Annotated in this window: 19 protein-coding genes and 4 pseudogenes; 16 read left to right on the forward strand and 7 right to left on the reverse strand. The window is 36.6% G+C overall.

Annotated elements, in window-relative coordinates; translation table 11 throughout:
* The first annotated feature begins 142 nt into the window (after nt 1-142).
* From ACLKMH_RS19650 to ACLKMH_RS19675, 6 genes and pseudogenes are all read left to right on the forward strand, one after another.
* The gene (locus ACLKMH_RS19650; RefSeq protein WP_413699623.1) at nt 143-1,438 is read left to right on the forward strand and encodes a hypothetical protein; all 1,296 of its coding nucleotides are present in this window, start codon (nt 143-145) and stop codon (nt 1,436-1,438) included.
* A complete protein-coding gene (locus ACLKMH_RS19655) occupies nt 1,417-1,743 on the forward strand; it encodes an ankyrin repeat domain-containing protein (RefSeq protein WP_413702408.1) in 327 nt (108 codons plus the stop codon). The genes ACLKMH_RS19650 and ACLKMH_RS19655 overlap by 22 nt, the downstream gene beginning before the upstream one ends.
* A 13-nt stretch (nt 1,744-1,756) precedes the next feature.
* Nucleotides 1,757-2,020, forward strand: coding sequence for an ankyrin repeat domain-containing protein (locus ACLKMH_RS19660; RefSeq protein ID WP_413702409.1), 264 nt, complete (start codon nt 1,757-1,759; stop codon nt 2,018-2,020).
* Entirely contained in the window at nt 2,004-2,342 is a 339-nt protein-coding gene (locus ACLKMH_RS19665; RefSeq protein ID WP_413699624.1) for an ankyrin repeat domain-containing protein, read from the forward strand. The genes ACLKMH_RS19660 and ACLKMH_RS19665 overlap by 17 nt, the downstream gene beginning before the upstream one ends.
* A gap of 298 nt (nt 2,343-2,640) precedes the next feature.
* Nucleotides 2,641-3,813: an efflux RND transporter periplasmic adaptor subunit gene (locus ACLKMH_RS19670; protein ID WP_413699625.1), complete on the forward strand. Its 1,173-nt coding sequence runs from the start codon at nt 2,641-2,643 to the stop codon at nt 3,811-3,813.
* Between the two features lie 51 nt (nt 3,814-3,864).
* Nucleotides 3,865-6,975 (forward strand): annotated as a pseudogene (locus tag ACLKMH_RS19675) (efflux RND transporter permease subunit).
* Between the two features lie 86 nt (nt 6,976-7,061).
* Here ACLKMH_RS19675 and ACLKMH_RS19680 read toward each other — a convergent pair.
* From ACLKMH_RS19680 to ACLKMH_RS19690, 3 genes and pseudogenes are all read right to left on the reverse strand, one after another.
* Nucleotides 7,062-8,126: pseudogene (locus tag ACLKMH_RS19680) on the reverse strand (6-phosphofructokinase).
* 475 nt (nt 8,127-8,601) lie between these two features.
* Nucleotides 8,602-10,185 carry a methyl-accepting chemotaxis protein gene (locus ACLKMH_RS19685; protein ID WP_413699626.1) on the reverse strand — a complete coding sequence of 528 codons (1,584 nt, stop codon included), beginning with the start codon at nt 10,183-10,185 and terminating at the stop codon, nt 8,602-8,604.
* A 64-nt stretch (nt 10,186-10,249) separates the two neighbouring features.
* A complete protein-coding gene (locus tag ACLKMH_RS19690) occupies nt 10,250-10,513 on the reverse strand; it encodes a hypothetical protein (protein WP_413699627.1) in 264 nt (87 codons plus the stop codon).
* 516 nt (nt 10,514-11,029) lie between these two features.
* Here ACLKMH_RS19690 and ACLKMH_RS19695 point away from each other — a divergent pair.
* The gene (locus tag ACLKMH_RS19695) at nt 11,030-11,635 is read left to right on the forward strand and encodes a YceH family protein (protein WP_413699628.1); all 606 of its coding nucleotides are present in this window, start codon (nt 11,030-11,032) and stop codon (nt 11,633-11,635) included.
* 121 nt (nt 11,636-11,756) lie between these two features.
* On the opposite strand, the pseudogene ACLKMH_RS19700 reads toward ACLKMH_RS19695, so the two are convergent.
* Nucleotides 11,757-13,536 (reverse strand): annotated as a pseudogene (locus ACLKMH_RS19700) (protein adenylyltransferase SelO).
* Between the two features lie 105 nt (nt 13,537-13,641).
* Nucleotides 13,642-14,418 (reverse strand): DUF1223 domain-containing protein, encoded by a 777-nt coding sequence (locus tag ACLKMH_RS19705; RefSeq protein ID WP_413699629.1) that lies wholly within the window; start codon nt 14,416-14,418, stop codon nt 13,642-13,644.
* 462 nt (nt 14,419-14,880) lie between these two features.
* On the opposite strand from ACLKMH_RS19705, the gene ACLKMH_RS19710 reads away from it, so the two are divergent.
* From ACLKMH_RS19710 to ACLKMH_RS19730, 5 genes and pseudogenes are all read left to right on the forward strand, one after another.
* On the forward strand, nt 14,881-15,075 hold the full coding sequence (locus ACLKMH_RS19710) for a hypothetical protein (RefSeq protein ID WP_413699630.1): 195 nt from the start codon (nt 14,881-14,883) through the stop codon (nt 15,073-15,075).
* A 37-nt stretch (nt 15,076-15,112) separates the two neighbouring features.
* Nucleotides 15,113-16,016: pseudogene (locus tag ACLKMH_RS19715) on the forward strand (PQQ-dependent sugar dehydrogenase).
* 469 nt (nt 16,017-16,485) lie between these two features.
* The gene (locus ACLKMH_RS19720) at nt 16,486-16,890 is read left to right on the forward strand and encodes a DUF2061 domain-containing protein (protein ID WP_413699631.1); all 405 of its coding nucleotides are present in this window, start codon (nt 16,486-16,488) and stop codon (nt 16,888-16,890) included.
* Nucleotides 16,891-17,331: 441 nt separating this feature from the next.
* The gene (locus tag ACLKMH_RS19725) at nt 17,332-17,643 is read left to right on the forward strand and encodes a transglycosylase domain-containing protein (protein WP_413699632.1); all 312 of its coding nucleotides are present in this window, start codon (nt 17,332-17,334) and stop codon (nt 17,641-17,643) included.
* Entirely contained in the window at nt 17,573-17,956 is a 384-nt protein-coding gene (locus ACLKMH_RS19730) for a transglycosylase domain-containing protein (protein WP_413699633.1), read from the forward strand. Before ACLKMH_RS19725 ends, ACLKMH_RS19730 begins: the two co-directional genes overlap by 71 nt.
* 39 nt (nt 17,957-17,995) lie before the next feature.
* Here ACLKMH_RS19730 and ACLKMH_RS19735 read toward each other — a convergent pair whose 3' ends face one another.
* Both ACLKMH_RS19735 and ACLKMH_RS19740 read right to left on the reverse strand, forming a co-directional pair.
* Nucleotides 17,996-18,235 (reverse strand): hypothetical protein, encoded by a 240-nt coding sequence (locus ACLKMH_RS19735; protein WP_413699634.1) that lies wholly within the window; start codon nt 18,233-18,235, stop codon nt 17,996-17,998.
* A gap of 10 nt (nt 18,236-18,245) precedes the next feature.
* The gene (locus ACLKMH_RS19740; protein WP_413699635.1) at nt 18,246-18,413 is read right to left on the reverse strand and encodes a hypothetical protein; all 168 of its coding nucleotides are present in this window, start codon (nt 18,411-18,413) and stop codon (nt 18,246-18,248) included.
* A 414-nt stretch (nt 18,414-18,827) separates the two neighbouring features.
* Here ACLKMH_RS19740 and ubiG point away from each other — a divergent pair, with 414 nt between their 5' ends.
* The 4 genes from ubiG (at nt 18,828) to ACLKMH_RS19760 (ending at nt 21,691) form a co-directional block, all read left to right on the forward strand.
* Nucleotides 18,828-19,625: a bifunctional 2-polyprenyl-6-hydroxyphenol methylase/3-demethylubiquinol 3-O-methyltransferase UbiG gene (gene ubiG / locus ACLKMH_RS19745; protein WP_413699636.1), complete on the forward strand. Its 798-nt coding sequence runs from the start codon at nt 18,828-18,830 to the stop codon at nt 19,623-19,625.
* A 490-nt stretch (nt 19,626-20,115) separates the two neighbouring features.
* Nucleotides 20,116-20,283: a hypothetical protein gene (locus ACLKMH_RS19750; RefSeq protein ID WP_413699637.1), complete on the forward strand. Its 168-nt coding sequence runs from the start codon at nt 20,116-20,118 to the stop codon at nt 20,281-20,283.
* On the forward strand, nt 20,265-21,068 hold the full coding sequence (locus ACLKMH_RS19755; protein WP_413702410.1) for a TrkA C-terminal domain-containing protein: 804 nt from the start codon (nt 20,265-20,267) through the stop codon (nt 21,066-21,068). The genes ACLKMH_RS19750 and ACLKMH_RS19755 overlap by 19 nt, the downstream gene beginning before the upstream one ends.
* A 119-nt stretch (nt 21,069-21,187) precedes the next feature.
* A complete protein-coding gene (locus ACLKMH_RS19760; RefSeq protein WP_413702411.1) occupies nt 21,188-21,691 on the forward strand; it encodes a hypothetical protein in 504 nt (167 codons plus the stop codon).
* Nucleotides 21,692-21,745 lie beyond the last annotated feature (54 nt).

The following is a 21,745-nucleotide window of genomic DNA, read 5'->3' on the forward strand; positions in this document are numbered from 1 at the left end:
GGTTAAAAACTGGCATTATTAATGAGTATTGTTATTATTTAGCTATTAATTTATAGCAATTTTAATAAACAAATGATCTAAATTTTAACCCATAAAATAGATCAGTTAATTATTACAATTGATAATAGCTAGGATGGCAACGATGATAAAAAAACAGATAATAAAACAGATAACAAAATTTACGATAACACTTGTGATGGCATTCAGTGTCTTTAGTTGTGCTACGACTTCCTCTCCAATAAATGAAGCAGATTCTTCCTTAACAAAAGAACAAATTCGCGAGATTTTCCACGAAGCAAGCCTGAACGAGCAAAGAATCATTAGCAATCCTCAGGAAGATCAAAAAACTGTTTTTTATATTAATGAAAACCTCTTTAATCAAATTTATTCAAAAGCAATTGATGGCTGGCCAACTGATATTTATGCAAAGGAAAATGGTAGTAAAAGTTATTTAAATAGCAACAAGGTAAACACTTATAGCATAGGCTTAACGACTTGGAAAACAATACCATTAACTCATGAATATGTGTTACTAGTAAGCCAAAATAAGTCTTTAATGAATGACTTACATTTTGCAAAAATAATGCGTTTTACAGGAAACCATTTTGAACAGGTCATTATCGAACCACAACGCTGGTATATTGGCTCAAAAACAGATCAATTAAACTGGGAGATTCAGGTAGATCAATCTTTTGCCCAAAAAGGAGAGTTAGAAACAAATATTCGATTTGAAGATAGCTTGTACCGACTAAAAGCACAATTAGAAAGCTTTTTAAATGAAGGATATAGCCTAACTAGATTCTCGACTCTTGAACTTTTATCACAAGCCAAAAGTGATCGATATAAAACCTATCTTTCTTATTTTCAACCTGCCTTTGAAGCAAAAAGGCTCTTTAGTTACATTCATGAAGGTCAAGGTATGACTCATACCGAGATCAAAGCGTTTATTAATAAACAATTATTACCGACATATTCAGCTTTTTACAATCGTTATAATACAAACCAAGAATTTAGTGGTGAGGTCTATTTCCATGAGACTTTAAACATTTATGAGAGTTTACAACAAGGAGGCGACTCGCTACTACTAGAGCTACAAAATAAAGCGCTCAGAAATGCCATCGGACAGCAACTTACTAAACAGCAAAAGTACACAGTATTAAGCGATGATTATTCTGAGCTTACAAGAGCAGTTAACTCTGAAGATATGAACCTTATTAAAAAAACCTTGCAGAAAACCAAGGATATTAATGAACATTATAAAAACTGGTCAGCGAGACACCAAGCGACTCAGGAAGGGAACTTAGAAATATTACGCTTATTAGTTGAAAATGGTGCTGATATTAAAGTGCGCACGGATACCAAAACCCCTTCTTCACTGCTGTTTCTGAAAATCGAAAGGACAGAGCAGGGAATTATATCGAAGTTGCTAAATATTTAATCGAACAAGGCGCAGACGTTAATGCTCGTATATCAACCAATTTATCATCGCCATTAATTTATGCGACTAAAAATAATCAAACGGAAGTAGTCAGCTTGTTATTAGAGAATGGCGCAGAATTATGGGCAGAAGATTATGCCGGAAGTAGTGCCTGGGAATGGGCGACTCATAAAAATCATAAAGAGGTGATTAAACTATTTGAAGCATTTAATGCAAAACAAGGATTTGCGACCTTTGATGCTATTGAAGCTAGTAACCTCGCCAAGTTTAAACGTGAAGTAAATCGAATGAGTAATATTTACTAACTCAGCCCTAATGATGATAGCTCATCATTATTATCTAAAGCAGCAATATGCTGGCGAGTTAGCAATGGTACAATTTTTAATAAACAAAGGTTTCGACATTAATTTTGATGCTAATCAAGGGGTAACAGGATCTTATCTTGCAACTAAATCTAATCAATTAGAAGTATTAACGTTTTTAGCAGAGCAAGGCGCTGACTTACAAAAACAATCTCTTTACGCACCGATTCATACCGCAGACTTTTCGTGGACATATGGGCATTATGAAATTTTTGCTTAAACAAAAATATGTCGATCCTTTATTACAATCAAATTCAGAAAAATCCACTGCTTTACATTCAGCGATAGAAGGCAATCACGCAGATATGGTTGAGTTACTTTTACAACATCCAGCTTATTATAATGCACAAGCTATTAAAGCAAATGCAACGGGAGATACTCCGTTAATATTTTTATTTAAAAATAAACACGATAATCCGCGTATATTTGAGATGCTAATGGAACAACCTTGGACGCAAATAACACAAAAAAACAATGAAGGAAAAACAGCTTACGATTATGCACAAGAAGCTGGCTTTTATGAGTACTTACATCTGTTGTAAATTTAATTTATTGCTTCAGTAAAGCTAATAGTAACTGGAAGATTCTTTTTAAAAGTGTCTTTACAGTTACTAAGGTCGTGATTAAAACCTAAATAAACCTTTATAACAACATGATCCGGTTTGATTTTAAATTTTTCATAAAATTTAGACGGCAATGATCAACTGCTCCTAGGACACATTAGTGCAATAACAAATTTATATACTATCGCATTCTCTTATTCACATTAACCTTCACTTAACCCGATAAACGATACATTCATCAGTATTATTTATAATCATTACTTTAAAGGTCTTTATTATGCGCTTAGCTACACCATTTAAAAATATTATCTTTTTAATCATTCCTCTTGTGTTGTTAGGCTGTGAAGCAGAAAATGAACAAGCACAGGCTCCCATACAAACACCTCATGTGGACACACTCACTTTATCGCCTATTACATTAAGATTAAGTAATGAATTACCAGGGCGAATTACTGCCTACAAAGAAGCAGAAGTAAGACCTCAAGTTTCGGGTATCGTAAAGAGTCGTGAGTTTATTGAAGGCGGAGAAGTCTCAAAGGGTGACATACTTTATAAAATTGATGCCACCGTCTACCAGGCAACTGTAAATAGCGCTGAAGCACAATTAGCAAAAGCACTAGCCTCTTTGCAATCAGCCAAAAAAGAATTAGATCGTTATGAGCTACTGTTACAGAAAAAGTTAGCAAGTCAGCAACTTTACGATGAAGCAAACACAGTGTATCTAGAAGCAAAAGCAGAAGTCGCGATTCGTCAGGCAGATCTTGATTATGCCAGTATTCAACTATCTTATACTGATATAAAGGCGCCTATTTCAGGACAAATTAGATCTTCAGAAATCAACGAAGGCGCATTAGTGACAGCGGAACAATCTTCATTATTAACAACCATCATTCAAATCGATCAAGTTTATATTGAGATGCAACAATCTGCTGTTTCACTTTATAAACTACGTCAAGAATTTGCTGGCACTGATAATGGCGATAAAACTGAAAAAATAATGGTGCCAGTGACAGTAAGCTTAGAAGATGGTACTGAATACGGGGAAACAGGTTATTTAGAATTTGCAGACTTAGAAGTTAATGATTCAACTGGTAGCGTTACACTTCGTGCCTTAATTGAAAACCCTAAACATGCCCTATTACCGGGTAGCTTTGTGCGAGCGAATATTTCCCAACCCAAGGCAAAAGATTATTTAATCATTCCCCAATCTGCCGTCGTACGAAGCCAATCAGGTGCTCCTTCGGTATTTATTGTTAATGCAAACGGTATCACAGAGAAAAAAACAATCACCATTGGTCGTGAAGTTGATAATTCCTGGGTAGTAACGGATGGGTTAAACAGTGGCGATCAATTGGTGATTAATAACTTATCAAATATGAAGAATGAGATAGAAGTGATCGTAGATTCGACTTCTGAAACACAAGCAACTGACGCTGAGTTAAAACAATAAACAGTTGCATTATCACCTCATCATTTATTTAATACTTTATTAGGAATTATTATGTCTACCTTTTTTATAAACAGACCAATTCTTGCGTGGGTAATTGCCATTGTAATCATGTTATCTGGTATTGCGACCATTGCGACTCTGCCTGTGGCACAATATCCGGTGGTTGCCCCACCATCGATTAAAATTAGTGCTTCTTACCCAGGTGCATCAGCTAAAAGCATTGAAAACAGTGTTACACAGGTAATAGAGCAAGGCATGACAACCGGCCTAGATAATCTGTTATATATGTCGTCAACCAGTGATTCCTCTGGTAGTGCGTCTATTACCCTGACATTTAGCTCAGATACTGATCCTGATACTGCACAGGTTCAAGTTCAAAATAACCTGCGAGCAAGTTTCTAATAGCTTACCGGCAAGCAGTGCAAAGTCAGGGAACATCCGTCACTAAAAGTTCTTCTGGTTTTATGTCTATCACTAACATCTATTCACCCGATGGCTCTATGACCGCGGGTGACATTCAAGATTATGCAAACTCAAATATAAAAGATATCGTGAGCCGTGTGACTGGCGTAGGTGAAGTGACTATTTTTGGTCCATCCTATGCGATGCGAATTTGGCTTGATCCCGCTAAATTAAATAGTTACTCCCTGACTCCAGGAGACATTTCAAGCGCAGTTTCCGAACAAAATAGCCAAGTGACTGTTGGCCAATTAGGCGGCACACCAGCCACTGAATCTCAACTAATTAATGCCACCATCACAGCTCAAAGTCTGCTAACTAGCGTTGAGGAGTTTCAGAATATACTAATAAAAGTCAATGAAGATGGGTCTCAAATTCGCTTACAAGATGTCGCTCGCGTTGAACTAAGTAGTTCAGACTTTAGTGTTGTTCCAAAATACAATGGTTATGATTCTTCAGGTATCGCGATTACCTTAGCAACGGGGGCAAACTCACTGGATACCCAAGCGTACCGTTGATGCGAAGCTATTGCAATTATCAAAGAGCTTTCCCGAAGGTTTAGAAATTGCGAAAACATCGGATAGTAACAAATTTATTCGTTTATCTATCTCTGAAGTAGTGATGACTCTGTTTGAAGCTATCGGTTTAGTATTTTTAGTGATGTTGTTATTTTTACAAAATTTACGAGCAACTTTAATTCCCACTATCGCCGTTCTCGTTGTATTGCTGGGTACCCTTGGCATCATGTCTATCATGGGGTTTTCGATCAATACACTAACCATGTTTGGTATGGTACTGGCGATTGGATTATTAGTTGATGATGCGATTGTGGTAGTAGAAAATGTTGAACGAATTATGCATGAGGAAAAACTCTCTGCCTATGAAGCAACTAAAAAATCAATGCAACAAATTACCAGCGCCTTAGTTGGTATTACGATGGTATTAACCGTAGTATTTATTCCAATGGCCTTTATGTCAGGCTCAACGGGTGCTATCTATCAGCAGTTTTCATTAACCATTGTATCGGCAATGTTATTATCTGTGGTGGTTGCTTTAGTGCTTACACCCGTACTCTGTGCAACATTATTGAAACCCGCCGACCCAACAAAAACGCCATCATTTTTTAAAGCCTTTAATAAAGGTTTTGACAAAATCATGTCTGGTTACGGTTTTTCAATCAAAAAGGTCTTAACTCGCCCTATTCGATTCGTATTTGTTTATGCACTGTTATTAGGTGCTACTGCTTATATGTATAACTCAATTCCTAGTTCATTTTTGCCTAATGAAGATCAGGGTGAAGTGTTAGTCATGGTTAGCCTGCCTAATGGCTCAACAATAAACCAAACCTCAGAAGTAATGGAAGAAGTGCAAAAATACTTTTCAGAGTTTGAAAGTGAAACTGTTGATACTGTTTTTACCGTTTCAGGCTTTAACTTCTCAGGTAAAGGGCAAAATGCGGGAATGGTATTTCTCGGCTTAAAAGACTGGTCGGAGAGAACCGCTGAAGGTACAGATGTTGATTCAATTATTCAGCGTACCATGCAACATTTTTCTGGTTACAAGAAAGCCTCTGTATTTGCTTTTAATAGCCCTCCGATACGAGAGTTAGGGACAGCATCTGGTTTTGACTTCTTCATAGAAGATATTGGCAATGTCGGACACGATGAATTAGTTAATCTACGCAATCAGTTAATGGCAGAGATGGCTAAAAGTCCAATATTACAAAAAGTGAGACCTAACGGTTTAGAAGATAATGCACAATTCTTTTTAGATATTGATTATGAAAAAGCTAAAGTATTAGGCTTAGAGATTACAGACATTAATGAAACCTTATCGATTGCTTGGGCTTCCTCATACGTTAATGATTTTATTGATAATGGACGCTCTAAAAAAGTTTATATTCAAGCCGATGCAGAATACCGCATGACACCAGAAGATCTTGATTTATGGTTTGTCAAAAATAACAAAGGTGAAATGGTGGCACTCTCTGCATTTAGCTCATCACACTGGGGGAAAGGCTCTCCACAACTATCTCGTTATAACGGTAACTCTGCGTTAGAGTTATTAGGTGAAGCTACTGAAGGCTATAGTACAGGTGATGCGATGGCAGAAGTTGATCGCATCGCGGCTGAGTTATCTAGAGATATCCAAGTGAGCTGGACAGGTATGTCTTACCAAGAATTAGAGTCTGGTGGTCAAGCGCCTATTCTCTATGCTATCTCACTGTTAATGGTATTTTTATGTTTAGTCGCTTTGTATGAAAGTTGGAGTATTCCAATCGCAATTATCCTAGTGGTGCCATTAGGAGTATTAGGCGCATTAAGTGCAACCATGTTTAGAGGCTTAGAAAATGATGTTTATTTCCAAGTAGGCTTGTTAACCACTATCGGCCTAACTGCAAAAAATGCCATTTTAATTGTTGAATTTGCTAAGGAGCAGGTAGAAAAAGGCATGTCATTAATTGATGCAACCATACAGGCTTGTCAGATGCGTTTACGTCCAATCATCATGACATCACTGGCCTTTGGCTTGGGGGTTTTACCATTAGTGATTAGTACAGGTGCGGGTGCAAATGCACGAAATGCAATCGGTACTTCGGTAATGGGAGGCATGATTGGTGCAACAGTATTAATCATATTCTTTGCACCACTATTCTTTATGTTAATAGTGAAATTATTTACCCCCAAAGATAAAAGCATCTAAGCTTTTATTTAAGAAGGAGTCAGCGCGTTGTTACTAAACTCGCTGACACATGATCTTAACTAAATGAAAAAGCTTTATGCTTGATATTATTCATCAGCAAAACAAATACCTGTTTGTTTTGCTGATTTAACTGCAATATGATCCTTAGGAACAAATTTTGTTTTTCCAGCAACTTCCGCTAAAGGCACAGAGGAAACCTCTAAACCTTTTGCTGAGACTAATCGATTGTATTCGCCTTTATAAAGAAGCTCAGCCGCTTTTGCGCCAAATTGAGTTGCTAAAACACGGTCATACCCGGTAGGGCTTCCGCCTCGTTGCAAATAACCTAGAAACAGAAACCCGTGATTCATAATCCGAAATTTCATTCAATTGCATCGAAACTCTGTGGGCGCACTTATTCCTTCTTTACTTCTTTTCTTTTTAAACTGTTTTTTAGTTAGCTCGGCTTCATCTAATGTTCTCGCTCCCTCTGCAACCACAATCACGCAGAACTTAGACTTAGAGGTTTTCATTCTATTATCGACATGTTCTTTTAATTTATTAATATCGTAGGGAATTTCAGGAAGAATAATGGCATCTGCACCACCAGCAATACCTGCGTATAACGCTAGCCATCCAGCAGAATTACCCATAATCTCAGCCAACAGAACCCTTTGGTGTGAAGCGACCGTTGTATGTAATCTGTCTACTGCATCAGTACAAAATTCTAAAGCAGAATGAAAACCAAAGGTAATATCAGTCCCGTAAATATCATTATCAATTGTTTTAGGCAACCCGATTACATTTAAGCCTCTTTCGGTTAACCAGTAACCTCTTTTATTGGTGCCACCACCACCAAGTACAACTAGGCAATCAAGATTCCAGGCATGGTAGTTATCAACCATTTTTTGTACTTTTTCTTCATCTTTAAAAGGTCGTTCTCTTGAGTTTCTTAAAACAGATCCACCTTCATGTAAAATGCCTGAAAAGTCAGAGTGATTCATAAATTTAGCATTGTTTTCAACCAAGCCTTTATAGCCATCAAAAAAGCCAACTATCTCCATGCCATAGTTATCTTGGGCGACCTTTGCAAGCCCTCTTAATGTCGCATTTAGCCCTGGCGCATCACCACCAGCGGTTAAAACCCCAATTCTTTTTGTAACTGGATTCATATATAAGTCCTTATTTGTGTGGCGTAAGTGGTTAATATCACTCAGTTCAGGTCTTTCATTTTAAATAGAGTATAGAATAATAACAGTTAAATTATCCAGTGAATGATTTTAAAGCTTGTTTGTGGTTATTAAAAAAGCGGGTGAAATTGAAAATATTTCTATTCAGCAAAACTGCATAATGGGTATTAGATGGATAAGGTTTATTGTAAAACTTAATTTAAACAGTTGTTTTTTATTAAATATTAACTTGAAAATATTGATGGGGTTCTAAATAGCTTTTACAAATTTTGTCTACTTAACAGATGAATGACTCACTTAATTTACTTAAAAATACCACCATTACAACTACACTATCGTTTTGGCACATAAGCTCCCATAATTTAACTGAGAATATTACCAATCAAGTTTAAACTGGTTGAATAAAAAGCCTCGAAATTTCGAGGCTAATAATTTGTTTTAAGTTGATGTAATTGGCTTAGATTTTAAATCTCGCTACCAAGCTATCTAGACTTTTTGCCATACTACTTAGTGATTCACTTGATTTAGCCATATTTTCTGAAGTGGTTACACTGCTCTCAGTACTATCGCTGATCGAATGCACATGTTTGTTTATCTCGTGTACCACCACAGATTGCTCTTCAGTCGCAGTAGCAACCTGCGTATTGAGATCGGAAAGATGTTTAATATTTTCTACAATATCGTTTAGTGCACTGTTAGTTTGCTGTGCACCTTCCATGCCTAGGACAGCTTTTTCTCTACTTTCTTTCACACCATCTACCGCAAGTTTCGAGTCATTTTGTAACAGCGTAATCATCTGATGAATTTCTTCCGTAGACTTGCTTGCGCGTTGCGCTAGACTTCTTACCTCATCTGCAACAACAGCAAAACCACGGCCTTGCTCACCCGCACGAGCGACCTCAATAGCCGCATTTAATGCCAATAAATTAGTTTGCTCAGAGATACTCCGTATTACATCAAGTACCGTATTAATATTGTTACTCTGATTCGCTAATGATTCAATGGTGCCAGAAACAGACTCCATGTTTTGTGCCATTTCATCGATACGTTGAGTTGACTGCTGTACCACAGCTAATGCTTGCTCAGCCTGATTGGTTGCCATATTAGTAGCATCAGTCGCATGTGTTGCATTGGTTGCGATTTCAGAGATAGTAGCTCCCATTTCGCCAATGGCAGTGGCAACCTGTGTAGCAAGATCTCGTTGCTCCTGTGCCTGTAATCTCGATTGCTCAGCACCATTTGAAACCTCTAATGAAGTTTGTCGAACTTCTTTAGAATTAGAAGATACATCGCTAATCACCAAATGTATGTTGCTAATAAAACCATTAAAGCCACTTGCTAAACGTGATACTTCATTATCGCCACTATCATCAAGTCGATAGCTAAGATCGCCTTCACCCTGCCCCAACTTTTGAAACAACAAAGCAAGCTCATTAATTGGGCGAGTTAAACTTTTAGCTAATATTAAGCTGATAAAAATAAAAATAACCACAATAATAACAAAGCATATCAGCATATAATTACGTGATTCATTTAAACCAACATAAAGTTCAGCTTTCGGCACTTCAGCAATAACGTACCAATTTAAATTGGGAATATAACTACTCGCAATGATTAAATCATCCGTCTCTTGAAACTTAAAACCCTGCTCTTTTAATAATAACTGGGTATCAATATTCGGATAACTATCGGCAAGAGTATGATTAACAATTTTGCTATTATCCTTATGAATTTTAATCGCGCCTTTATTATCAACAAGATAAACAAATCCCGTTTCTTCTATTTGAAAACTATTCAAAAACGAAATCATATCATTAAATGATTTAGAAACACCTGCCAGGCCTCTTCCGTTTAAATCTTGGTAATTAACAAACAGGTCTACATCACCATTAGTATCTGAATAAACACTTGCAGACTCCGATTTCCCACTACTTTTAAAAGCAAAAAACCAACCATCTTGGTTTGTATCAAGGACTCTTAAAAACCCATCTTGATTCCAATATTTATTAGATGTCTTATCGGCAAATGAAGCATTACTCAAGCCATTGTCTGAGGCTATTTTGCCTAAGGTTTTAATTAAAATAGGCTCTTTTTCAGCGGTATTTTCACTGTTTCTCTATCCAATCCAGAATGTAAGCATTAGTAGCAATAGCTTTGGTCAAAACTTTCATTTTTGAAATATCACCATCAACGGCGTTTCTAATGCTTTGTAATAAGTTAGGTAAATCTGATTGCTGTAAGCGAGCGACAAGTAAATCTTTTGCTTTAGAGTGGCCGATATACCCAACAACACTAGTTGAAATTATTACTGCGACTAACATAGCAATCATTAATCGATGTTGAATAGAAATAGATTTGAATAAACTCATCTACAACTCCTATATTTATAAAACTAAAGGTAGCAATACTTAAGAATAAGTATTTATTTTGAAATTATTTAATGAGCTTAGTAAACACATTTAAATAAAGCGACCTAGGAAATCGATATAAATATGTTTTTTAATAAAATAAAAATTAGCTTACAAAAGGTGTTGTTATTGAAAATGAATTCAATAATCTCTGTTCTGGATAATGGAAGCGAAATAAAGTTAAATAGCAACAACTTAAAAAGTATATCTTTCAATGCTATTAGTTTTGTATAGTTCAAGGCGAATCATGCTAGCAATAACGGGTTATTGATCGATGATTTAACGCAGAAATAGGCGTTAGTTTGTAGCAAATAATTATTGCTAAGTAATGGAGGAAAGCGCTAAATAAACAGGACTAAAAGAGAGATATTGAAATGAAAAGATTTGATTAATATTGCCATAAGTTAAATTTTTAATATCACTTTAAGATAACAACACATTATAATAATCAATTGAATATAAAAGGAAATCCTTCAAATGATAACATTAACTGCTTTACAAAATCGTATCATTGGCGTGATGTTGGAAAAAGAAGTTACCACACCAGAACAATACCCATTGTCTTTAAATGCTCTGACCAACGGTTGTAATCAAAAAAGTAATCGAGAACCCGTTATGCAGTTGTCAGAAACTGAAGTACAAAATGTTATTGATGAATTAATCGATATGAAGCAACTGATGGTCGACTCAAGTGCATCTGGCAGAGTAAATAAATATAAGCATCGATTCTGTAATACACCATTCAGCAGTTTACAATTAACTGATCAACAAAAATCGATTATTTGTATGTTGTTTCTGCGTGGCCCGCAAACACCAGGTGAACTTCGTACTCGAACCAATCGTTTAGCTAATTTTAGTAATGTGAATGAAGTAGAAGAGACACTTGAACAATTACAAAATTTAAACAATAGCCAATTAGTGAAAAAATTAGCAAGAGAGCCAGGTAAAAGAGATTCTCGATATATTCATTTATTTTCTGATATATCAGAAATTGAAACAGCAACAACGTCCTCTTCAATAAATACCAGCAATGATACTGTCTGCATTAGAAACACGAGTAGAATTTTTGGAGCAAGAAGTTAGTCGCTTAAATGCAGAATTATTACGTTTATCGGCTTTATTAGATTAGATAGAATTTATTGAATACAATGGGGTCATTTCTAGCGTACCCCGGCTGTATATATTTAACTATAAATCTAATGATTCACGAAGAACAACTAAGATGCGATACACCACCCATGTTGAAGAACTCAAGTGGTTTCAATTCATAATATTTATCTTCTATATGCTGGGATTGCTCTGCATATGGTTGTGTCATCACTCTCTGTAATTCTCGAAGTAAAGTGTAATCTCCTATTGTCGCTTGCTGATAAGCAGGTTTTACAAACCACTCACGTAAAGTGTATTTAGGATTAACTAATTTCATCTGCTTAGACACTTCTTCAATGCTTCTGCCCGAATTTGCATCACAGTCACTGTTAAGCAGTGCTTTCCATTTTACAAACCACTCTATCCAACGCGTGTCGATTTGGTTGCTCTCTGACTCCTGCGCCTTAGTTTTATTAATTAAATTACTGTAAAAACTTTTCTTCAGAGGACGAATGTCTTTTGGAATCGATGATAGTTCTCGGAAGAAAATGGTATAGTCGATAGGCGCTTGCATCATGAGTGTTTGTAACTCGTTAAACAAGGCCTTATGAGAGGCAGGTTTCAAGCTACTAAGCCCTAGTTTGCTAGCCCACATAACCTGCATTTTGGATTTCATAACGGTTGAAAAGTCACTTTTAATATCGTCAAGTGCAAGCAAGTGATCCTGCTCTGAAACCAGTAAAGGTTTTAAAGCAGAACAAAACATATCGAAATTGCTTTGCGTGCGCTTTGGGTTGATTCATAAACGAGAAATGATTTCCTCCGCCTGTCCAGGGTTGGTAATTTGGATCAAACAGATCAGTAAAACCAAAAGGGCCATAATCCAGTGTAAAGCCACCAGCCGCACAGTTATCGCTGTTAAAGTTCCCCTGACAAAAGCCTACGCGGATCCAGTCCGCGATTAATGACGTCAGACGGTCACGAAATGCCTGCGCTAACAACAGGACTTTTTCAGGCGTGCTGAGATTACTATCAATCTCCTGTGCATATTCACGATCAATCAAATGCAATACGATTTTTTCAAGTTCTTCTAGCGCAATCATGTTTTCATCATCACGGGTACGGCGAGCGAATAATTCAATTTGTCCAACGCGCAAAAATGAAGGTGCAACACGGGTCGAAATAGCAACGGGTTCAGTAACCATCATATCGGGATTCTCTGAACGAGAGCCCTCTGCATACCATCCACGTTTTACCGTTTCGGTTTTTGACACATACAAACTCAAAGATCGTGATGTCGCAATGTCCAGTGCATTCATATGTTCCTGAGCTAAGAATTCGCGGACACTGGAGCGCAACACTGCTCGACCATCTGCGCCACGGCAATAGGGAGTACGACCACCGCCTTTTAATTGCATTTCCCAACGCTGACCATTAATAACAGCTTCAAGAACAGAAACCGCACGTCCATCGCCATATCCGTTACCGGTTTGGAACGGACACTGATGAATAAATTCAACCCCGTAAATAGAAAGTGCGTATCCTGTTGCCCAACCGACCTGTCGCATTGGTGCAGGAACCTGAGAAATATCTCCAGAGAACATACGCATGAAATCAGCAGACTCCGCCAAGCTGTCGGCTAAACCAAGCTCAGAGAAGAAAGTATTGCTGTGCGCAACATACTCAGGATCTTTAATGGGTGTTGGTTTAACAGGAACATAATGGCCAGAGAAAACCTGCCGTTCGTTATGATCTACACCATTTTCAGTCGCATCGGGATCACAATTGAGCGTATCCATCAGTGAATAATCTGCCAATTTAGCAAGTTCGCTGAAACTAGATATGATAGGCGCGGGGTTAGTCTCGCAAGTTTTCTTAGGCTGTTGCTTTGTCATAATTGTTTACCAAGGGTCGTAAATATAAATGATAATACTTTCTATCTTACCTCGTTATTTTGGAGAGTTCTGTATTAATTACAAGTCTCTTATTAAATGGTGGCTTTATTTGATAAAGCCACCCACTGCTTGAATCGGGATTAAACTATGTTCATTACTGACCCATGCACTAATCGCCTGTGCTTGCTCTTTATGCGCATCTTTAGATAAATTCAAGGTCGCAACCCATTGATTATTTTCATATGTCATCGCAATTTTCTGCCAATCTAAAGCGACAAATTCATGTTGTAATTGTTTATTACGGTTTTCACCGCGCCTTACATCCGTTTTTAATCCCATTCCTAAGGGGGCAACAGATAAAACCAAGGTTTCATTTTTATCCGCAATGAATCCTTCATCGGGCGAAAATATCGCTTTTACTTTATGTTGAGAGTCTGAGGCTTGATAGTCAATTTTTAAATTACCAATCGCACTTTTAGCCAAGCTGTCTACGGCACCTTCTATAGAATGGCCAGTAAAAAAACCTTTCCACTCGTTACCCGAAATAATAAAGTTTGGTGTATAAACACTTCGATGATTACCACCTGTTAACAAACTATATTGTCTAGCGGTATATTCTGGAGTGGCAAAGGGATCAGCCCAACCTAATCTATCCCAATAATCAACATGGAACGCGACAGGCACAAACTTTCTAAATAATTGCGGATTATCCAACAATGCACTTAATTTCTTATCTGCAGGCGGACAAGAACTACAACCTTCAGAACTAAAAAGTTCAACTAAGGCAACAGAGTCTGCACCACTATTAAAGGTTTCTGCTAATACTTGTGGTTGACTGAGTATCGCAATCGCTACCAAACCAGTTGTAATTATTTTTTTCATTACGCCCTCTTTTAAAATCTATTGAATGCACTCATTACATTTTAAAAGACCTTAAATAGAACAATTTAATTGCATTAAAAATTAATTATTACAATTACTATGATTAATCCAACCTTGTAAAGCGCAGTCTATACCCGTTACCATTCAAGATGCAAAGTTCAGCAAGTTGTGAAGTGAGTAGATTCTAGGCAGAAAGTTGAAGATCTAACTGGTTCAATCAAAACTTTCTAACAACGAAGATACTTGCTTCAAAACTTGCCCTATGGGTCGCTAGCTCGAAAAGCAATTCATCGTTACAACATTCGATAAGGGCTAGCCATTGTCATCATGTTGTGCCTTGCCTTGCTGTCCGAGCTAGCGACTGAACAAAGCATCTTGATTGGTAACGGGTATAAATTCGCATAATGAAGTGATTAAAAAGCAATCATTATCATCTACTCTTCAGGTAACAAAGGAGCAAATATGAAATATTGGCAGAAACTAGTGTTCGTTCTCCTCAGTCTTTTAGCTAGTGCAGTACAGGCTGAACATTCACTTCCTATGATTGAAGATAAAACGACTTATCAAACACAAGTGATTTGGTCCGATGTGACTATTCCCTGGGGAATGGTTCAGTTAGCAAATGGGCAGATTTTAGCGACAGAAACGTTCCGGTAAGTTATGGTTATTAACAGAGGGAAAACCTTCCATTGAAATAACTGGTTTACCTAAAATACATAACAATGGGCAAGGCGGTTTACTTGATATTGCCCTGCACCCTGAGTTTGCAAAAACAAACTTATTTATTTCACCTATTCCAGTAAAACTTCCAGTAATAATAAAAGAGGCAGTAATACTGCTTTAATGCGCGCTAAGTTAGATATTATTAATCATCAATTAGTTGAGCAGAAACAGTTATACCTTGGTGAAGGTGGCTCAAATAAAGGGCAACATTACGGAAGTCGCATTGCTATCACGGATGAGTTTATTTATTTTTCAATTGGCGACCGTGGACAACGAGATAAGAACCCACAAAATTTATCATTAGATGGCGGTAAAATTTATCGTCTAAACCTTGATGGCAGTATCCCAACTTCTAACCCTTTTATCAGCACGCTTACGCTAAAAAAGCCATATATTCCTACGGGCACCGTAACCCACAAGGGTTAATGGCACTTGCCGATAATAGCCAAATTTGGTCACATGAACATGGCCCAAGGGGTGGCGATGAAGTTAACCTCATTGAAGCTGGTAATAATTATGGTTGGCCAGTTATCGGCTACGGCATTAATTATATTGGTACTAACTATACTGATATCACTGAAAAAGAAGGTATGGAACAACCTAAATTATACTGGGATCCTTCAATCGCACCTTCTGGCATGACCTATGTCAACAGTGATAAATACCCGCAATGGCAAGGCAAGGTATTACTTGGTTCCATGAAATTTGGACATTTAGTATTATTAGATATAAACAACAAAAGCGTAGTCAAACAAACCAAGTTATTAGCAGGTGTCGGCAGAGTCAGAAATGTTTTTCAGGGTAATGATGGATATATTTATTTAGGTATTGATGGTGAAGGGATCTTAAGAATAATACCAACTCCGTTGATTTAATGATCAAATATTACGCAGGAAAAAGAAGCTAGTTTAAGGCGAAAGTTGCAGTAAATGGTCGTTCCCTTTACAAAACTTTCAACGCGAAAATAGCTTCTTTTAACCAGTAAGATTGATCAATTAGTTAGCGGAATTGGTATATACCTCAAGGAGGTTAATGACAAAACACTGCCACATAATAAATAAAGATAATTAGCGAACAGCCTTTGCTGATTATCTTTAAACTTGCCTAAATCAATAATTACTAATTATAAAACTAAATTTAATAGAATTAACACACCTAAACGAATTCAGTAAATTAAGTACTCCGCAAAAACCACAAAAAATCCTATTGAAAAATTTAAAAAAAACAATAAAACCTATCAATAGAATAGAAACTTCCCATTTTACTTAATGATAATAATTATCAATAATGACCACACGAAACAGAGATACCAAACAAAACAAAGAACTTTAAGAGAGGCTCACAATGGCTAAAACAATTACTTTTGCAGTTATTCACTTCAGCATCGCAACTTTAGTTGCTTTTGCATTAACTGGTGATTTTTTATTAGGTAGCTTGATCGCTATCATCGAGCCATCAGTTAATACTGTTGCTTTTTATTTCCATGAAAAGGTGTGGCAAAACGTACCTTTCCTTAAAAAGCGCGAATCAATGACCAAAGTAAAAACAGCGAGTTTTGCCATTATCCACTTTAATGTTGCTTTTGCTGTCACTTACGCTTTAACTGGCGATGCTTTCATCGGTGGATTAATGGCAATCATTGAACCAACAATCAACTCCTTTGCTTATTTCTTTCATGAAAAAGCATGGGGTAAGAAAAATGAAAGTAAAGATACTGACTACCACATTGACCAAGCACTATGCGCTTAATGTTGCACTCAGACGGTTTTAAATAAAATAATCCCAGCTTATTGTTTATACCAAAGGAAATAATGAAGTGTTCAAGTATTGCGTAGGAAAAATTAGTACTAGCAAGGCGTGAGTTGCAGGAGATAGTTGTTCTCACTTCAAAACTCACAACACCGCTAGGGGTAATTTTAACCAGCAAGACTGAGCACCTTTTTACTTCTTTTGGTATTACTGTGTTAAGTAAACAAGAAGCAGGAAAATCACCAACTTCAATCAATCTTCCTAGTCCTTTCCTTTTTGATCACAAGATAAAATAATAAAAATATGGCATGCTATTGGGTTATTTGCTTATGAATGACTTTACAATCTATTCATAAATAACCTAGTTAGAGACAATAAATGCTAAACAAAAAACGAAAATTAAGTTTAATAAATAAGGCCTGGTATTTTTTATGGCGATTAATGCTATTAATGATACTCACCCTATTATTGTTTCGTTTTGTGCCTTTGCCAACCACTGCATTTATGTTGCAAAGCCCCTACCCAGTATCTCAAAAATGGATCAGTATTGATAAGCTTCCATCGGTAATGCCCTTAGCAGTTGTCGCCTCTGAAGATCAACGCTTTCCCGATCACTTTGGTGTTGATTTTGGTGCGATTCTTGATGCACTTGAACAATACGATAATGGTGATGGATTGCGTGGTGCCAGTACTATTAGCCAACAAACAGCAAAAAATATTTTCTTATGGTCGAGCTGCAGACTTTATCCGTAAGGGTTTAGAAGCAGGTTTGGCTATTAGCCTTGAATTAGCTTGGGGCAAAAAACGTATTTTAGAAGTGTATTTAAATATCGCTGAATTTGGTAAAGGCATTTATGGCGTTGAAGTCGCCAGTCAACATTACTTTGGTAAATCATCTACCCAGCTGACATCACATCAAACAGCACAATTAGCGGTATTATTACCTAGTCCACGTACACGTGATCCACGAAATTTAACAGCAACACTCAGCCAAAGAGTTACCTGGATTGAGCGACAAATGCGCCAACTTGGGGCAGGCTATTTACAGCCTATCGTTGGAAATTAAAAAACCGCTAGCGCCTATAAACGAGACTGAAAGTGCTTATTATTTTCTTAATCTCGATGTAAGGAAATATATGATTGAAGTTTGCACAAGCAAAGAGAAGGTCATGGATATTTGCAACCAATCATTATAAAAACCTTCTGGGTTATTACCCAGTATTCCTGTTGCCTCGATGATATGAAGAGGCCAAACACAATATAAGTTTGATAAGCCAGTATCTAAGATCATCAGTATGAATAACGTAACAACTGAAAAAACAAATGCAATTGTAAATACTTTCATTAAAAATACCTCAAATCCGTTTTTTAGTATCAGCTAAAGAATCAGATTTTTGCTCGGCTCGAATTGCTTTTTGCGCACGTTCATCAAGTGGCACACAGCAACGTTTGTTTTCTGGGGTTAAGCCCATTTCATCTAACCAGTTACAATAGTGTTGCCATCCTTTTTTTATGATATTCATAAAACCTCGACTTGTATTAATAACTTAACTTTTTGCTATAAATAAAATACAAAAGATATTACATTCAGAAACCGAGAGTTAGCGATTTTGTTCTGTATTGCAGACTCGATCCATTTTATTAGCTTATGTGTATAAGTTTTTAATCTCGGTACTCTTTCAAATTCTCTTTTCAACTATAAAGCACACCTGAAACTCTAAACCTAAAGTCGCCCTATTAATTAAAATTCATTATAACCATCACTCGATTTTTAATCACAAAGATGAACCTAACTGCTTTTATTAACGTAATAAACTAAATAAATGAGACCTCAGAGAAACATCAGAAGATCATACTTCGAGTAATACAGAGGCTCAGATAAGACATTTATTGTTTCTGTCAAAGTGCCCTTTGTAAATTAAAGAGAACTATTTATTATGTTAGACAAAAGTAAGCTTAAACCGCTACAAACTAATAACGTTGAAGACACCTCAACACGTAATTTTAGCCCAACGGAAATTGCAAAATTTGATAAGTATGCGGAAAGTTGGTGGGATCCAAAGGGACAATATAAAACGGCGCTTGATTTTAACCGTGCTCGTGTAAACTATTTTATTACTCAGATATGCCATCATTTGGGTCGAGACATTAATCAGGTTGATCCATTAAAAGGATTAAAAATTTTAGATGTTGGTTGTGGTGCGGGTTTAGTGTGTGAACCACTAGCTAAAGCAGGCGCTTGTGTTGTTGGTATAGATGTAAGTGAAATGAGCGTCGAAATAGCCAAACGACATGCGCTAAAGTCTCAACTTAATATTGAATACCGCCACGAAGATGCACAACATGCCAGTAAAAATGACCATAAACATTATGATGTGGTCATTAATGCTGAAGTTATAGAGCACGTTCCTAATAAGCAGGCATTGGTAAAACAATGTAGTCAACTATGCAAAATTAATGGCTGTATTATTATGGCAACGCTCAACCGTACCTTTAAATCTTATTTAATTGGGATTATTGGTGCAGAATATATCATGCGTTACTTACCTATTGGCACACATAACTGGTGCGATTTTGTTACCCCTAATGAGCTACAAAGAATGGCTACAATGGCAGATATGAAAAGAGTTACACAGATTGGCATGGCATACAATTTATTGACTAAAAAGTGGCATACAACAAGCAACCTAAGTGTTAACTATATTCATGTTTACAAATGCTTAGCGACGAATTAAAACTATTCAATAAAAAAGATTATTTCTTACAGCCAGTGAACAGAAATACATCACAAGGATTAACCATTAGCTCTATTGAACCTTATTTCTGGATAATGGAAGAGAAAGAAGATAACTATCAAGCACTTAAAAAACATATCATACAGTGCTGTTAGTTTTGTAGAGTTCAAGGCAAATTACCTTTGCAATAACGGGTTATTGGTAGATGATTTAACGCAGAAATACGCGTAAAAACTGTACTGTATCTTATTTAGGATATCCAAAATTGAGGTTATTTAGTCAACAAATATAAAACAAAAAGACCTACTAATTGTTTTCGATCTAAGTTATCTGAACTGGCTATAAAATTAATTAGCGTTGCCAGTACGTTATGTTACATTAATTACTAACGCAATGATGCTAGGTATATCTTTGCGGGCTTAAATGGAATTTTTAAAAACAGGTATTATTTATGGAATTTATTACAGAATTGCTCACCAAAGACTATTTCGTGTTATTTCTCGTTATTGGTCTTGGTACAGCACTTGGTAATGTACGATTAAAAGGAATTAGTTTTGACACCTCGGCGGTTATTTTTGTCGCTATTTTTTTGGCTACCTATACAACTTATACGGCATTAACTTTAGCATTCCTCCGATTATACAAAGTGTTGGATTAGTATTATTTATTTACACCATAGGAATGCAAGCTGGCCCTTCATTTTTTAGTTCCTTTAAAGAACAGGGTACAACACTTATTGTGCTGGCAGGAATCACTGTTGTGACAGGCGGAATAACCGCAGTGGCTATCTCTTATATTTATGATGTTGACATGAATATGATGAGCGGTTTATTAACAGGCGCATTAACATCAACACCTGGTTTAGCGACTTCTATCGAAGCGTCTAATTCACCATTAGCGTCCATCGGTTATGGTATTGCCTATCCATTTGGGGTTTTAGGGGTGATTTTATTTGTAAAATTAGGCCCGACTTTATTTAGAGTAAATATGTCCAAAGAAGAAGAAAACTTTGCCACAATCTCACGCTCTAACACCCCTCCAGTAATTAATAAAAATTTGGTTATCACTAATGAAAATGTGAACGGGAAAACCATTCAAGAGTTAAAAATTCGTTTTATGACCAAGGCGAACATTTCACGAATTATGAAACCTAATCAAGTTCCTTTTTCACCAACCAGTAGTACCGTTTTAGAAAAGGGAGACATAATAAAAGCAGTAGGAACGGTAAATGCATTATCTAGAATAGAAATTTTATTAGGTAAGGTAACGGATATAGAAATTCCAAGAAGCGGATTATATGAAGTAAAATGGTACGTAGTAAGTAACCATAGTGTTGTAAACAAAACAATTCAAGAGCTTAATCTTTTAGAAAATTACTCTGCAACCATCACTCAAATAAGAAGAGCAAGTATTGACTTAGCCCCCACCCTACGACTCGAATAAAATACGGCGATAAAATCCTAATATCTTGCTCAAAAGGTAATGTTCCAGCGATTACACAACTTTTTGGCAATAGCTTAAAACGCATTGAACAAACAAGTTTCTTACCCGTCGCATTTGGTATTGCGATAGGTGTTTTAATTGGCGCTTTAGCTATTCCATTAGGCAGTATCCAGCTTAAATTAGGGCTAACAGGTGGAGTGCTTTTGGCGTCAATATTTTTAAGTTGGAAGGGAAAATTTGCAGGCGTAATCTGGAACCTTTCAAGTTCTGCAAATCGAATATTACGTCAGTTTGGACTGTTAATGTTTTTAACACCAGTAGGTTTGAGTGCCGGGAAGAGTTTGCTTCCAGCTATTGAGGAACATGGCGCTATTTTATTTATTTATGGTGCATTAATAACATTAATTCCAATGATTGTTACGGTACTTGTTGGGCGTTTTATTCTAAAAATTAATTTCTTATCTATTTTAGGCGCTTTGACAGGTGGCATGACATCAACACCAGGATTAAGTGCTACGGATTCAATGACTGAATCTGAAGCCCCACAAATTGCTTATGCGACTGTTTATCCTTTTTCATTAGTTTTAATTATTGTGATTGCAGAAATCATGGCGACTTTATGATTGGTTTTAAATAAATAGAATCGATAAAAACACCTAACCTTAGCCCTGGATAAT

The organism is Psychromonas sp. KJ10-10, assembly GCF_047323245.1.
Taxonomy (GTDB): domain Bacteria; phylum Pseudomonadota; class Gammaproteobacteria; order Enterobacterales; family Psychromonadaceae; genus Psychromonas.